Here is a 15638-nt window from a genome sequence, read left to right as displayed (position 1 = left end):
CTATCTTTACCCAACGTTAAATTCAACACCCCACATGGACGAAAAAATTAGCCAAAAAGAGGTAGAACAATATAGCCACGCCTATGCCACTTTATTGGCTGAATCTTTCTTTGCTAAAAAAGAAAAAATAACCGGCCCAGAAATAGTAAACTTAAGCGACATCAAACAAGTAAACCTGTTTGTAGTGCGCGAATTAAAACATAATTGGAGGCAAGAGATTTTAAAACTCAAAAGCCCCTACTTCGATTATCAAGTAGCTGAAGTGAAGGAGGCGATGGAAAACCTTCAGAACATTCTGTCGAACCACATCTCGATCAGCAAAAACGATTTTCAGCCGCTCCTGAAATCTTCAGTCGTACGCACCCTTAATTTGCTGTTGGCACCGTACGATTATTTTTCAGACACACTTGACCGCCACGGAAATGGATTTTTAAGTACCGCCATTCTGAAAGAAGAGGTGAAGTATTTAAAAATCAATCAGGCACCACTTGAAAATTTAGTTAAAAGACTGGAAGATAAAAAAGCAGATCTGGTGACAGGGACAGAGGCATTCGCTATGCTCGATCATATTCTAGAAGAGGTAAATTTTACGCCAGAAGATGTGGAACTATACATTACCGCGTTTTCAAAAAGCCTTCCGCTCAACCTCGATAATTTTTTTTCAACCAAGCCGATGGCTCCTCAAAAAATAGGCATCCCGTCAGTACTTGTTAAAGTTGAGCAAGAAAAAATTTTTGCTGACCCTATAAAACATGAAACGATAAAAGAAACTACCACGGTAGGTGAAAACTTGGCCAAACAAAAAGTGGGCAAGTTAAAAGATAACCTTACCATCAATCAAAAATTCATGTTCACCAAAATTCTGTTTAAAGGTGATTTTGAAATTTTTACAGAAGAAATTGATTATCTTGACTCGTTGGATACACTTTCGCGCGCCCTCGCCCACTTGGGAGATACCTATCCGCATTGGGATCGGGAAAGCGAGGAGTATGAAGAATTTGTAGAAGTGTTGACGAAACGATTTAGCTAGAAATTCAGCAAATTTGAAAATGGGAATACTAGTTTTGAAATTTGTGCTTAGAAACTGAGTTAATGATCTATATCGTAATTTGAAAAACCCATTTGCTCTTATTAGTTGAAAACAGTTTTTAGCTGTAAACAAAGTCTATAAATAAAAATTCTTTCTATCGGTTTTGGCCACCTGCACAAAAAACTCGCTCACCTTTTGTGTTGTTGCTTCAAAAAATCTTTTTCCTTTTTCTGCGGATGCCTTGCTTGGATCGCCAACCCCAGTATCTTTTGTTACCGCTGTCCACCTGCGCTCGGCCCACCCCCAGCCTTCTTGCATCGCTGCAAAAGCAAATCTTTTCGCCTTGCCATCACCCGCTTCTGAGAGCGGTCGCACTAAATTGGGTTGAAGGTGCATGATGACGCTGGTCTCCATTTCGCCAGCATGGTCATCTTTGTTTTCAAAAACGAGTTTTTGATCCACCGACTGAAACCAATTACAAGCACACAAAAACATGTCCGGAAATTTTAAGCCCAACTCGCGGATGGCATTGTTAAAATGATTGGCCCCGTGACTGTTAAAAATAATCAGCTTGTGAATGCCTTGTCGGTTGAGCGTATCGGCCACATCGTGCAAAACAGCCAACTGTGTGCTGGGGTTCATGTTAATGTCGAGTGTTACATCAAATTGTCCGGTGTTGACTCCAAATGGAATGCAGGGCAAGACGATTACTTTTGCGCCTTTCTCCCATGCCAAGCGTGCTGCTTCGGCAGCAACCTCTTCCGCTTCGATGATGTCCGTTCCATATGGCAAGTGATAGTTGTGCGCCTCGGTGGCGCCCCAAGGCAAAACAGCTACTTCAAATTTTGTTTCTTGAATGGCCTTCCAATTGGTTTCTCTTAAAATGTATGGGCGCATCAGTATCTTAAATTTTATTTCTTTGAAAATGTAAATTTAAAGTAAATCAATAATCCACTTAGAAAGCCAACAAATCCATTTGCTAAAATCACCGGCCACAACATTAGCGATATACCATATACCAACCAAACAATGGTACTGGTAAATACAATGAACATCATGGTAAGGCTAAGGTCTCTTACGCTTTTGGTTTGCCAAGCCTTGTACACTTGGGGTATAAAGGTAACACTGCTTAAAAATGCACCTGCGTGTCCTGCTATTTCAATCCAATTGATTGCGCTCTCCATATAAATATATTTTGGTATGAATTTTATGCTGTTGCTCCCTGGCAGCTACTTCCTGCCCCTGCGGTACAGGCAAAGCAATGATTGTTGATCACGATGTTGCGGTCTTCCAATTTGGTCACATCAAACGTGCTGATATGCTGACCCGCCTTCGGTTCAGTTTTTAGACCAAGCATCTGGTTAAAGTCGCAGTCATAGAGATTGCCCTGCCAGTCTATTGAAATAGTATTGCGGCACATCACGCCCGCCACGGCTGCCGGATTAAAGGCATTCACCAATTTTTCCATATAACCCTCATAATTGCCTGACTCAATCAAAAAATCCAAAAAGCGACTAATGGGAATGTTGGTAATGGTAAACAAGTTGTTGAACTCCACTCCAAAATGGTCTTTCAATTCCTTTTTGAAATCGCGCTCCAATCCTTTTTGGTCGCCTGGCAAAAAAGCTCCTGCCGGGTTGTAAACTAAATCTAAAACCATACCGCTGCCCTCCTTGCCGTAGCCCACTTTGTTCAATTGCTGCAACGCCTCAATCGAATCTTTGAAAACGCCTTCACCTCGCTGGCGGTCGGTTTTGTCGGCACTATAGAAAGGAAGTGAGGAGCAAACGCGAACATTGTTCTCTTTAAAAAACTGTGGGAGATCGTAATACTTTGGATTGGATCGAATGATGGTGAGGTTGGACCGCACGATAATTTCCCTCACTCTTCGTTTGTGCGCCTCGCTTACGAAATAACGAAAATCAGGATTCATTTCCGGTGCGCCACCGGTGATATCGAGGGTTTTGATTTTAGTATGCTCGAGCACCTCCAAACACTGCTGCATTGTTTCGCGCGTCATGATCTCTTTTCGGTCAGGGCCTGCATCCACATGGCAGTGCTTGCACACCTGGTTGCACATGTAGCCAATGTTCACCTGAAAGATTTCAATAGCCGATGGCTTCAATGGAAAAAATCCTACCGAGCCGATCTTCTTTTCAAAGGATGGTAGTGTTCCGTTATTAAAAATTCCGTTGGAAAGAAATTCTACCTGGCGCTCTTGTTGCGCAAATTGGTGGTGGCGTGCATGTAGGGATTTGATCATTTCAATTTTCGTTGATTGTTGGAGGTTGCGAACAACGACTTACGACCAACCAACAACGAATTTACATAGATAGTTTCTTGGCTTTATTCATCATCATCACACCATGTACCAGCGAAGCACCCCCGCGGATGGCGGCTGCCACGTGAATGGCCTCCATCATGGCTTTCTCAGTAGCCCCTTTTTCCAGCGAGTCTTGGGTATAGGCATCAATACAATAAGGGCATTGCACTGTGTGCGCTACTGCCAGCGCAATCAGAGACTTTTCGCGCACGGTAAGGTCACCTTCCTTAAATACATCGCCATACCAAGAGAAAAACTTGTCGGCCAGATTTTTTTCCCATTCGCCAATGTTGCCAAATTTTTTTAAGTCTTCGGGGTTGTAGTAGCTGTGTTCCATGAGTCGTTGTTAGATTAAATTTGTATAAAAGTATCGAATTTTTCATGATGTGCTCAAGGATGCTTTGTCATAACCACGACAGCAATTATGATTTGCTGCCCAGCAGTTGAAAGCATCAGACTGGAAATGTGCTGCTATTCTAAAAATTGCATTGGCGAATTAAGCCAACTATCAGTTTACTTGTGAAAAGGCGAATAGCATTTCCCTTCCAATTTGTTGAACACGTTCAGAATACTTAGCAGCTTCTTGTGGTGTATCGTCAAATTCCTTGGGATCATCGTAGGTGATTGCAATTCTGGCGGAAGCCCCTATCACCAATGGGCAATTTTCATCTGCGTGTGAACACGTCATGATAGCAGCAAAGCCCGGATTATTGTTGAAGGAGTCATCGTATTTTTTTGAAAAAGCAGTGACAGGCTCGGCATCCTCAGCGTATGCAACTTTGTAAAGCGGATTGTCTGCTTCTTTGATAACAGAAATTTTAAACCCGACCTCTTGCATGGCTTTTACCGCACGAGGGTTGAAAGCAGTCGCTTCCGTTCCTCCAGAAAAGCAGGTGATGCTTTTTACATCAAAGTAATAAGCTGCTGCTTGTGCCCACAGTTGAGATATATGACTTCTGCGTGAATTGTGTGTGCAAATGAAATTTAAGTACACCGGTTTGTCATTGGCTGTTTGGATGTAGCGGGTCAGCTCATGCAAAAGTTTTTTACGCTCCGTTGGTATTTCATCAAACTGTCCAATCAAGCTCTCTGTAGAAGTATTTAGCAGTGGAAACAATGAATTGGTTTTTTGTGACGCCATACTTAAATTTTTCTTGATACCCGAAATTTCAAAAGTCAAATAGCTAGATGATGCAGGACAAATTTCAGAAAACTCCGTTGTCCTTAGGATTAAATTAGGAGCGGTGGATCTGTCGGATTTAATAAAGCCATGGTTAATAAAATACTTCTCTGCCGTGGTTGTTAACAGATGAATTTTTTTTACTCCGGCCTCATTACACTCTTTTAGTACCCATTGCAAAAGTTCAGAACCCAAGCCATTGTTTCTAAATTCATTGGAAACTGCAAATGACCTCAATAAAACATCCTCTCCGTAAGATTCTATTCCGATACATCCAACGAGTCTATCATTACTAGTAGCTATTCTGAAATCAATTGTATTAGTGCTGATATCTTGAGTGGGCAACTTGCAATCCTTTAGCAACTGAATGATACTTGACTCGTCAGCCAAATTTGATTTTCTGATTGAGAACATTGTATTCATAGCTTATTTGTTAGATAAATATTAATTGCAACAACTCGGTCCACAACAGGCTTCTGGTTTTTCTGCATATACGGTAATGCTAAAAATACCGGTGTTACCTGTTTTAAAGTCCTCCATTTCTTTGGGCGACAAGTACTCTTTCAAAATCTCATCCGGCAAGGTGATGCGCTTTTCCTTTTGAATATCAATTTTATTGAAACCTGCTTCTTTAATTATCGACAAGTATTCCATTTTTTGAATCGCGCCCGACACGCAACCAGCATACATCTCCGCACTTTTTTGCAAGCCTTCCGGCAAATCGCCCACTAATACAATATCCGATACGCTAAAGTGGCCGCCTTTTTTTAACACGCGAAAAGTTTCTTCAAACGCAATCTTTTTATTGGGCACTAAGTTCAACACACAATTGCTCACCACCACATCGGCACTGTTTCCCGCTAACGGCATGTTCTCAATATCGCCTTGACGGAATTCAACATTCGTAAAATTTAACTTCTTCGCATTCGCGCGAGCTTTCTCAATCATCTTGTCGGTGAAATCGATGCCTATTACTTTTCCTTTTTCGCCCACAATGGAGCGAGCTACAAAGGCATCGTTGCCTGCGCCCGATCCCAAATCAACTACTGTGTCGCCTTCTTTGATTTGAGCAAACTCAGTTGGCAAACCGCAGCCCAAGCCTAAATCGGCATCGGCCACATAGCCATTCAATTGGCTGTAGTCATCGGCCATCAAGGTGTAGTCCACGGTGGCACATCCACAAGTCGCTCCGCAGCAACTCGATTCATTTTCTGCTTTACTCTGTTCGGCAATCTGGCCATACTTTTCTTTTACCAGTTGTTTCAGTTGTTCGGATGTTTCTGTAGTGGTCATATAAGTTATTTTTAGTTTTTGTTATCGTAATATTGCGATGAATATGATCAAAAAAAAGGTTAACAACAATTGGTACCCTCATAGCTCTCCAGTAAATCAACCAGCGTTTTCTTGGCCTTGCTCCACGACTTCTCGTCAATGCAGTAGCAAACACTGGGTCCCTCGATGTTTCCTTTAATCCAACCGGTTTTCTTCAATTCGTTCAAATGTTGTGAAACCGTGGATTGCGACAACGGCAATTCATCTACGATATCTCCACACACGCACGACTTGGTTTTGATCAAATGCTGCAAAATGGCAATGCGTGCTGGGTGTCCTAGCGCTTTAGCGAGCGCAGCCACTTCGTTTTGCGTTTTAGTGAATTCTTCTGTCTTCGTGAGTCCCATGTTGTACTTAATCGTAATATTACGATAAATGTTTCAGCTTTTCGAAATCATTTTTTTTCCACCCTCGTTAAAAATTAGGCGACAGCAAATACTTCGCATAGAAATCATCAATTACCTGAACAGCATCTTCAGGGGTATCTACAATGCTGAACAAGTCTAAGTCTTCGGGTGAGATCATTTTTTCATCCACCAACACTTCCTTGATCCAATCAATCATGCCACCCCAGAATTTTTTGCCCACCAATACAATCGGAAACCGACCAATCTTCTTAGTTTGAATTAAGGTTAAGGCTTCACTCAATTCATCGATCGTACCAAAGCCCCCGGGCATTACAATGAAGCCTTGGGAATATTTCACAAACATTACCTTACGTACAAAAAAGTAATCGAAGGTAATTAGCTTATCTGGGTCGATGTAGGAATTGCCTTTTTGTTCGTGCGGTAAATAAATATTCAACCCTACCGATTTTCCTCCAGCACGGTTAGCTCCTTTGTTTCCGGCTTCCATAATGCCGGGGCCACCACCTGTTACCACACCATATCCTTGCTGCACCAATTGGTAGGCAATTTCCTCGGCCATTTTGTAGTACTTATTTTCTGGCTTGATGCGAGCCGAACCAAAAATTGTAACACAAGGACCAATCTTAGCGAGCTTTTCAAAGCCTTCTACAAACTCACTCATCACCTTAAAGATCACCCACGAGTCGGAGCTTTTGATCTCCGCCCAATCCTTGTCTTTAAACGCCTTGCGGATACGATGTTCTTCTTCTAATGAAATTTTTATGTCAGCTTCTTTCTTCTTCTTAGGCTTTGCTTTCATAATTCTTTTTAATATTGAAAGTCAAAGCTACACGTTTCGCCACGAAGACACAAAGTCGTAAGTGATATGACGTTAATTTTTGCTGAGTAGATTTCGTAGGGCGTCATCTATTTGCCAATACTGAAACTTAAAACGCGTGGCCAAAATTTTCTCTGCCGACACCTTGCTCCCATTCACTACAATATCCGCCATCTCTCCTACCAATAATCGCAATACAAATGGAGGCACGTTGGACAGCCACAATGGCTTTTTCAAAACTCTTGCGATTGCTTTGGTAAGCTCAGCATTGGTGACAGGATTGGGAGCTACTCCATTATAAGCACCTGCAAGAGAACGGTCTTCGATGGCTTTGCAAAACATTTCGCACAAATCATCAATATGAATCCAACTCATCACTTGTTGGCCAGTCCCGAGAGGTGCACCTACACCGAATTGGATAGGCCTGGCCATTTCTTTCAATGCTCCACCCTTATTACTTAGCACAATCCCAATCCGGATTTTAACTACGCGGATTTCCAATTCTCTTATGGCATCCACCTCTTTTTCCCATTCGGTGGTTACACTTGCGAGAAAATCGGTGGCGGGCGGGCGCTCCTCTGTAAACAGTTGGTCACTCAAACCAAAACCATAATAACCTATGGCAGAAGCAGAGACAATGTTTTTGACAGAGTGCTTTTTTTCTTTCAGTGTTTGGAACAGCAATCGAGTGGATTGAACGCGGCTGTCGAGAATCTCTTTCTTTCGGGTAGGTGTCCAGCGTTTGTCGGCCACGCCTGCACCGGCTAAGTGTACAATAGTATCCACTCCTGCCAAGGCTTTAGCATCCATTTGCTGTTTGTCCACATCCCAAGCGAAAGAAGGCACTGAACCATTTCTTTTAGTCCGGCCCACATGCACCACTTCCATCTTTTTGGAAAGCAGCAACTCCGTCAAGCGTGACCCTACCAAACCCGATGCACCCGTTATTAAAACTTTGTTCATTATTCGTAGCTTTGAAAGTTGAAAGTACCCATTTTTTAAACTATCTCTATTAACACTACAACTATGAACAAGTTTATTACCGTTATTGCTATTATCGTCTCTGCCTATACTGTTACCGCGCAATCTTTGACGGTAAAAAAACATTCCGAAAAAGTAAAATCCGAAACAGCCGAAGGTTTTTCGACCAACCTAGAGGGTAAACGCGCTGATGTAAATGCTTCGCTCAACAAATTTTTAAAGGAGATTGGCAAAATAAAATTTTTAACGTCCGACCCCGTGGTGGTCACCAACCCGAACATCAATGGCACGGTGTACCCCAAAGGCGTGATTTACGCCCTCACCACCGAAAGTGGAAATGTGGTAACGGTGTGGTTGGGCGTTCGCCTTACAGAGTGGGAAACAAAAGATGCTGATTTCATTCAAAAGCAATTGGAGAAACTCACCTATCAATTTGGTGTGCGCTTCTATCGTGAAAAAATGCAGAATCAAATTGACGAATCGCAGCAAGCATTGGATGCAGTTGACAAGCAAACGCTTCGCTTTGCCAATCAAGGGAAAGATTTGGCAACCAAACTGACCAACAATGAATTGGAAAAAGTGAAACTGGAAAAAGCATTGGAGGCAAACAAACTGGAAAACGCTGCATTGAAAATCAAAATCGAAAACAACAAAAAGGCGCAAGACTCCATTTCAAATGCAGCCATTCAAATCAAAAAAGTAAAGGAATCGCAGATGGAGAAGCTAAGGAAGATCAATTGATTGTTTCAAATTGAAAGAAATCGAGATGAATCTAATCTCCAAGATTCTTTATTTTGTTGGCCATGCTTTCGCCAACCATTTCCGTTAATTCTTCTACACTCGCCTCCTTTATTTTTTTAAAAGATTTGAAATGCGACAATAGTTTATCGGCTGTTTTCTTACCAATGCCGGGAATAGTTTCAAGTGCAGTGACAAACGTTGCGTTGCTGCGCTTCAGTCGATGAAAGGTAATGCCAAAACGATGGGCTTCATCGCGAATGCGCTGGATCAAAAATAAAGCAGGTGATTTTTTGCTAATTAATAAGGGCAAGGGGTCTTCGGGATAATAAATTTCTTCCAACTTCTTAGCAATACCCACGATGGGTATTTTTCCATAAAGACCCAATTCTTTCAAAGCTTCGCATGCGCTGCTGAGCTGACCTTTGCCTCCATCCACAATAATCAGCTGCGGATATTCACCTTGCTCTTCCATAATCCGTTTGTAGCGTCTGCCCACAATTTCCTTCATCGAAGCAAAATCATCTGGCCCCACCACGGTTTTTATATTGAAGTGCCTATAACCCTTTTTGTCTGGCTTGCCATCCACAAATCGTACCATGGCCGCTACTGGATTTGTTCCTTGAAAATTTGAATTGTCAAAACACTCAATAATTTTTGGGTATTGTACCAAACGAAGGTTTTCCATCATGATGTGGAGAACTTCATTCTTCTTTGTTTTCTTTTCTTCCTTACTAATTTCTCTTTCCCGCTTTAGGTAGAGGGCATTTTTTAAAGACAAGTCAACCAACTTTTTCTTATCACCTATCTGCGGTACTACATTTTCAAACTCATCAGACTTAACCGAAAGGGCCACGTTGGTAAATACTTCCATGTTGTTGCTCTTGTACTCACTGCGAAGCTCCTGCACGGCCATGTTCAAAATCTCTTCGTCCGTTTCGTCTAGTTTCTTCTTGATTTCAACATTCTTCGAAAAGATGATAGCACCTTCTTTGATTTGTAAGTAATTGATAAAGGCATCGGTTTCACTACTGGCAATGGTAATCACATCGATATCCGTCAGCTTACGGTTCACCACCAGCGATTTGCTTTGAAATTTCTCTAACTTCTCGAGTTTCACTTTATAAAAAGCAGCTCGCTCAAATTCCATTTTTTCGGCTGCTTCCCTCATTCGCGCTTGGAAATAATCTTCTACGATGCTTATTCTCCCTTTTAGAATGAATCGTGCGTGAGCAATTTCTTCATTGTAACTACTTTCATCTTGCAATCCCACGCAAGGGCCTTTGCAATTGCCGATGTGGTACTCCAAACAGACTTTAAATTTTCTTTCTGCAATGTTTTCAGTCGAAAGCAGAAGCGAGCACGTGCGAATGGAATACAATTGCCGCACCAGCTCCAACACGCTGTTCATCGCGCTCACACTTGAGTAGGGGCCAAAATATTCGCCTTGCTTGGGAATAAACTTTCGGGTAGAGATGATCCGCGGAAAGCGTTCTTTTAAAATACAGAGATAGGGAAATGTTTTATCATCTTTTAGCAAGATGTTGTACTTTGGCTGATTTTGTTTGATGAGATTATTCTCCAGCAACAGCGCATCAAACTCCGTGTTGGCCAACGTAAAATCCAACCGAGCAATTTCACTTACAAGTTTTTCGGTTTTGCGATTGTACTGCGACTGCTTGTTGAAATAACTGCTGACTCTTTTTTTTAAACTCTTCGCTTTGCCTACGTAAATCAATACATCTTCTTTATTGTAGTATCGATATACACCCGGTGAATCGGGAAGAGAGGCGAGTTGATCTTTTATCATGAGAAGTTTAAAGTGCAAAGTCTAAAGTTTAAAGCACAAAGTCTCCGCTTTCAACTTTGCGCTTTAAACTTTCAGTTCTTTTAATTTTTGATGTCGTCTTCTTCTACAGGCGCTTCTTCTGAATCGCTACGCTTGGCGCATTCAATTGAAACATCAACGCCCGAAGTGGGCCGCTTGAAATATCCTTTTGCAATTCCTGCTTTAGGATCGGCATAAACCTTCAACATATACTTTTCCCAAATGGGCCGCGCTGTTTTTCCGCCTTGACCAAAATCCCAGCTAGGAAAGTGAACCCCTCGCTCATCACCACCTACCCACACACCCGTTACTAAATTATGCGTCACACCCATGTACCAACCATCTGATGCATCGTTGGTGGTTCCTGTCTTTCCACCAATTTCATTATCGATTTTTAATTCGCGATTCAATCCCACAGAACTACCACCTTGCTCCTCCACTCCCCCTTTTAACATGTACACCATTTTGTAAGCAGTTTGCTCATCAATAGCTTGCTTGGTTTTAGGAACAAAATTCTCAATCACATTTCCATTTTTGTCTTCTATGTGCGTGATGAAAAACGGCTCAGTGTTGATGCCTCCGTTTACAAAGGTGCTGTAGGCACCCACTAATTCAAATAATGAAACATCACTGGTGCCAAGGCACAACGATGGCACCGCATCTAACTTGCTTTCAATGCCCACCCTGTGAGCAAAGTCCACCACATTCTCTTCGCCAAGTGTTTGCATCATTTGGGCCGTAATGGAGTTTATGGATTGCGCCATCGCTTTGCGGATGGTCATCTCTTTGCCAGAACCTTTTGTGCCATCCGCATTAAAGGGATACCAGGGTGGCTGGTTGGGAATGGTGAACTGGGGAGAGATGTCTTTAAGTTTATAGCAAGGGGAATATTTGTTTTCCATAGCCAATCCATAAACAAATGCCTTGAAAGTTGAGCCTGGTTGCCGCTTGCCTTGACGCACGTGATCGAACTTAAAATATTTGTGATTGAAACCACCTACCCACGCTTTGATGTGGCCGGTATTGGGGTCCATACTCATCAGCCCCGATTGTAAAAACCGTTTGTAATAATTCAATGAGTCGAAACTGCTGAAAAGTGTATCGCGCTCGCCTCCCCACGTAAAGATGGTCATGGGCTTTTTCAGTTTCAACATAATTTTCAGTGAGTCAGAATTTTCACCATACTTTTCTACATACGCTTTGTAGGCATCGGATTGCTTGATTCGCTTGTTTAAAAAATCCTTGATCTCCAACCCATATTCGTCTACCCACGGGTTTCGGTTACGTCTTTTCCATTCATTATTAAACAACTTCTGTAATACACTCATGTGTTCGTTCATCGCCTCCTCAGCATATTTTTGCAGGCGGCTATCGATGGTGGTGTAAATTTTTAAGCCAGAGTTGTAGAGGTCAATTCCTTTATCATTGCAATAGCGTATCAAATAATTTCCCAACACCGTTCTGAAATAAGTGGCCAATCCTTCGTTTTGATTTTGATCAGTGTAGTTTAATTCAATTGGCAAGGTTTTAATAGAGTCATACTTTTCCGGGGTGCCAATTTTGTAACCATGTCTATAAACTTTAAAGAGCACCTCATTTCGCTTGCGAAGAGAATTTTGTGGATTTCTCTTGGGATTAAAAAAACTTGGAGCTTGCAACATACCTACTAGTACGGCCGATTCTTGCAAGTTGAGACTGTCAGGGCTTTTCTTAAAAAATGTTTCTGAAGCGATCTTTATCCCGAAAATATTACCACTAAAACTTGTTGTGTTTAGATACATAGCAATGATTTCTTCCTTGGTAAAGTTTTCTTCCAAGTCAATGGCAATAATCCATTCTTTTGTTTTTTGTATAAATCTACGTGGATACTTACCTAATTTTGACAATGAACCATCTAGACTTTTGTTTGGATTCATTGTGTAAAGATTTTTGGCAAGCTGTTGTGATAAGGTGCTTCCTCCGCCAGCTGGACTAAAAGTAAGCATGCCCTTTAATACACGAATGTATGCTGGAAAATCTAAACCAGAATGGTCATAAAATCGATGATCTTCAGAAATCACTAACGTCCTTACCAGGTCTTCAGAAAGATCTTTAAAATGTATTTGACTTCTGTTCCCCCCTTTAAGATGGTTGTAGCGAAAGTATCGCCCCAGAGAAACACCATCAGCAGATAAAATTTCGGATGACAAATCATTGTCAGGATTCTCAATCTCTGCCAAGCTGGGCATACCGCCATACAAGCCAAACAAATCAATCTTTATAGATAAAATGTACAGTGGAAACCCAATCACAAAAAACAAAAATGCCCACGAGCTATACTTGATCGCCTTGGGTATCCACGGCTTTCTTACAGCCAATAGTTTATTGATTTTGCTTTTGATAGTTCCTGTCGAAGAAGGTGAGGTACTCATCTAGTGCTTTGGTTCTGTAAAAGGTTTGAAAGTTCTCTTTGGTAATCACAAAATTATAGAATTTATAATTGGAAAAAGGTTTGGTGTTGGATAGTTGGGCGAGAAATTTGTCAAAGTAGCTCAAGGCCGTTTCTTTATCGGGCAGTTCCACAACCATAGTAATGATACTTTCATCGTTCAACGCCAAGTTAGAGGTTGTCAACTTCAGGTTCTTCCATTGGGTATTAAATTTATCCAGCGCATTATCTACAGGCACGGTAATCTTGTCTGCACTTTTGTGAATGGTAATAAAATAATGAATGCCCGTGAGTGCTGTGTTGAACTGAATACCTTTCGCTTTTTCTAGTTTTGCCAACAGGTTTTTTGACGAGGCCAATAATTCTTCCGCGTATGCTTTGCTGGGCACGGCAGGATATTTCTTAATGTAGCTTTCCAATTCGTATTGGTAGCGGGCCACGTCTTCCGTTTTGCCAATGATCAAAATCTTAAACAAGTCCAACTGCGGTGTAAAACTGGTTTCGCCAACTTGTTGGGCAAGCGCCAACTTTTCTTGGGCGGCTCTCAAATTATTTTGTAGAAAGTAGGCATATCCTTCTTTATACAATAATTTTTGTTTCTCTGCTGCCACACTTGTCTCTTTTAGATAATTGGGGTTCAACAAGATTTTTGTGACGGTAGCATTTGGATATTGATCCTTCAGCAATTGTGCATAAGCCGCTGCTTTCGCAGGGTCTGTATCTTTAAATATCAAATACAATTTATACAAGGCTTCGGGCTTGAACTCCGAAGCCGGGAATCGCTCCAATAGTTTTGAATAGGAATCATACGCATTCTTTTTTTCATTAAGGTTGAAATAGAATAAATCTCCCAGTTTGTAATAGCCCTCTTCAATTTTTGCCAATGCTTCTTTCCGTTGTTTTTCGCTGTACGGCAACTGGGCAATCAATCTTCCTGCTTCATCTACTTTTTCTTCCTTCTTTTCTGGAGCTGCACTGGCTGTTTGTGCCTTGTTTTCGTTGGTCGGATTGTTGATGGCGGCTACAGAAGGCTCGCGCAGTACATTCGATTTGGACGATCGCCTCCAGTTATCCTCTAGCGGAATGCTGCCCCAGATGCGCTGAAATTCGGTTTGACCAGATGCCACCAGATCACTGTTTCCAAAATACCAATCTCCAGTTCCCGTAGTTTGGCCAGGTACAAAAGTGGAATTGGCCGGCCCTCCTCCACTATCACTTCGTTTCTTTTTCTTTTTGTTAGCGGCCAATTTTTTATCACGTGCAGCAAAAACAGAATCCAATTTTTTTCGAACAACAGAGGTATCCAACGAAGCGAGGTACAACAAACTATCGTTCAGCTTAATCGCTTCAGTGTATTTAGCAAACTGCACCAAAATCTCCTGGCGTTTTTTAATGGCTTCCAAGTTTTCAAAATCTTTTGGCAATGCGCCCACAGCACTGTCGTAATAGAGCTTGGCTAGGCTATATTTTTTTAAGGAATCAAAATACAGTTGACCGGTTCGCAGGTAAGCTTGCCCTTGTATGCGCTTGCTCTTGCCTGCATGCGCAGCATTTTTATATTGCGAAATGGCATCGGCCACCAATCCTTGCTTACGTTCAAATTCTCCCCATTCAAAATAGATTTTATCTTTAAACTCAACATTCTTTGCATCGGCCAGCATTTTGGCAAATTGCTTACGAACCAGTTTTGCATCGCGCGTGTCTTCAATCTGTGCAACCTGCGCCATGTTGAGCCTTGCATAAAAATCAATTTCATAATCGGGATTGGTGCCTAAACACTTTCGGTAGAAATTATACGCTTCCGAATTGAACCCCAGTTTTTGGTACACTTGCCCAATGATAAAATAAATACGGCCACGCCTGTCGGTTCTAGACAACAATGTGTCGGCCTTCGAAAGATTTTGCACCATGTTGTCATAATCGTTTCGCAACTGATAGTGATATGCCTTTTCTAAGTACAGCTTTTTAGAATTTAGTTTGCTCAACTTTTCTTTTTCCAAAAAGCGGAACACTTCTTCTCCCCTATCAAAATCACCCATTTCAGTAAACGTGCGAAGCAGATGCACCAAGGCGAGGTGGCGAACATCGGGCGAATTGCTTTTGGTGTTTACATATTTAAAGGTGAGGATGGCATTTTGAAAATCGCACGAATACAAACGCGCTAGGCCAACTTGAATATAGTTGTCATCAACCCACTTGCTATTGGGGTGGCGTTGGATGGAGATGGATGCCATTTTAATGATCTCCTCCGTATCCTTCGAATAGCTTTTTGCCTTTACGGTATCAAGTGAGGGGTACAGTCGAAGGATTTGGGTAGGGTCATCGTCCAACGTTTTAAGGATTATCTTTTCGACCTCGCGTGTTTTTTCGCGCGCGTAAAAGAAGCCATTGTAGTGGGCTGTAGTGTTGTGAAAAAAATTGCTGGTAACGCTCTTTTGATCGATGTTACAGCCTTGCCAAAGCCCAGCGGCAATTGCCAGTAAAAAGAAAAGGGGTTGTGGGCTGGTTTTTTTCAAGTTTTAGGCGCTAGCAATAAGCAGCGAAATTAATCAAATGTACGCTAAGAAATAGGATGTGATAATTAACGATAGCCAATTGGGAATATTGCCAATT

Annotated in this window: 14 protein-coding genes; 2 read left to right on the top strand and 12 right to left on the bottom strand. The window is 41.8% G+C overall.

Translation table 11 applies throughout. The annotated features are described in order from the left end of the window. Positions 1-34: 34 nt before the first annotated feature. Positions 35-1030 (top strand): hypothetical protein, encoded by a 996-nt coding sequence (locus tag KA713_13675; protein UXE65520.1) that lies wholly within the window; start codon positions 35-37, stop codon positions 1028-1030. Between the two features lie 135 nt (positions 1031-1165). Here the strand turns inward: KA713_13675 and KA713_13670 are convergent, their stop codons facing one another. The 9 genes from KA713_13670 to KA713_13630 all read right to left on the bottom strand — a co-directional run bounded on the left by KA713_13670 (position 1166) and on the right by KA713_13630 (position 8013). Continuing rightward, positions 1166-1927 (bottom strand): creatininase family protein, encoded by a 762-nt coding sequence (locus KA713_13670; protein UXE65519.1) that lies wholly within the window; start codon positions 1925-1927, stop codon positions 1166-1168. Positions 1928-1941: 14 nt separating this feature from the next. Continuing rightward, the gene (locus tag KA713_13665; protein UXE65518.1) at positions 1942-2214 is read right to left on the bottom strand and encodes a hypothetical protein; all 273 of its coding nucleotides are present in this window, start codon (positions 2212-2214) and stop codon (positions 1942-1944) included. Between the two features lie 23 nt (positions 2215-2237). After that, positions 2238-3293 carry an arsenosugar biosynthesis radical SAM protein ArsS gene (arsS, locus tag KA713_13660; protein ID UXE65517.1) on the bottom strand — a complete coding sequence of 352 codons (1056 nt, stop codon included), beginning with the start codon at positions 3291-3293 and terminating at the stop codon, positions 2238-2240. Positions 3294-3354: 61 nt separating this feature from the next. Beyond that, entirely contained in the window at positions 3355-3690 is a 336-nt protein-coding gene (locus KA713_13655; GenBank protein UXE65516.1) for an arsenosugar biosynthesis-associated peroxidase-like protein, read from the bottom strand. A 171-nt stretch (positions 3691-3861) separates the two neighbouring features. Further along, positions 3862-4956: a GNAT family N-acetyltransferase gene (locus KA713_13650; GenBank protein ID UXE65515.1), complete on the bottom strand. Its 1095-nt coding sequence runs from the start codon at positions 4954-4956 to the stop codon at positions 3862-3864. A gap of 21 nt (positions 4957-4977) precedes the next feature. Beyond that, positions 4978-5826 carry an arsenite methyltransferase gene (locus KA713_13645; protein UXE65514.1) on the bottom strand — a complete coding sequence of 283 codons (849 nt, stop codon included), beginning with the start codon at positions 5824-5826 and terminating at the stop codon, positions 4978-4980. Positions 5827-5885: 59 nt separating this feature from the next. Further along, positions 5886-6212, bottom strand: coding sequence for a winged helix-turn-helix transcriptional regulator (locus KA713_13640; GenBank protein UXE65513.1), 327 nt, complete (start codon positions 6210-6212; stop codon positions 5886-5888). Positions 6213-6279: 67 nt separating this feature from the next. Next, entirely contained in the window at positions 6280-7032 is a 753-nt protein-coding gene (locus tag KA713_13635) for a TIGR00730 family Rossman fold protein (protein ID UXE65512.1), read from the bottom strand. 72 nt (positions 7033-7104) lie between these two features. Continuing rightward, positions 7105-8013 carry a TIGR01777 family oxidoreductase gene (locus tag KA713_13630; protein UXE65511.1) on the bottom strand — a complete coding sequence of 303 codons (909 nt, stop codon included), beginning with the start codon at positions 8011-8013 and terminating at the stop codon, positions 7105-7107. A gap of 63 nt (positions 8014-8076) precedes the next feature. Here KA713_13630 and KA713_13625 point away from each other — a divergent pair, with 63 nt between their 5' ends. Then, the gene (locus KA713_13625; GenBank protein ID UXE65510.1) at positions 8077-8772 is read left to right on the top strand and encodes a hypothetical protein; all 696 of its coding nucleotides are present in this window, start codon (positions 8077-8079) and stop codon (positions 8770-8772) included. A 31-nt stretch (positions 8773-8803) separates the two neighbouring features. Here the strand turns inward: KA713_13625 and KA713_13620 are convergent, their stop codons facing one another. The 3 genes from KA713_13620 to KA713_13610 all read right to left on the bottom strand — a co-directional run bounded on the left by KA713_13620 (position 8804) and on the right by KA713_13610 (position 15541). Continuing rightward, complete coding sequence (locus tag KA713_13620; protein ID UXE65509.1) at positions 8804-10579, bottom strand: excinuclease ABC subunit C; 1776 nt, start codon at positions 10577-10579, stop codon at positions 8804-8806. A gap of 80 nt (positions 10580-10659) precedes the next feature. Next, on the bottom strand, positions 10660-13008 hold the full coding sequence (locus tag KA713_13615) for a transglycosylase domain-containing protein (GenBank protein ID UXE65508.1): 2349 nt from the start codon (positions 13006-13008) through the stop codon (positions 10660-10662). Beyond that, complete coding sequence (locus tag KA713_13610) at positions 12959-15541, bottom strand: hypothetical protein (GenBank protein ID UXE65507.1); 2583 nt, start codon at positions 15539-15541, stop codon at positions 12959-12961. The genes KA713_13615 and KA713_13610 overlap by 50 nt, the downstream gene beginning before the upstream one ends. Positions 15542-15638: the final 97 nt, after the last annotated feature.

Source organism: Chryseotalea sp. WA131a, assembly GCA_025370075.1.
Taxonomy (GTDB): domain Bacteria; phylum Bacteroidota; class Bacteroidia; order Cytophagales; family Cyclobacteriaceae; genus ELB16-189.
This window is presented reverse-complemented; position numbering and strand designations above follow the sequence as displayed.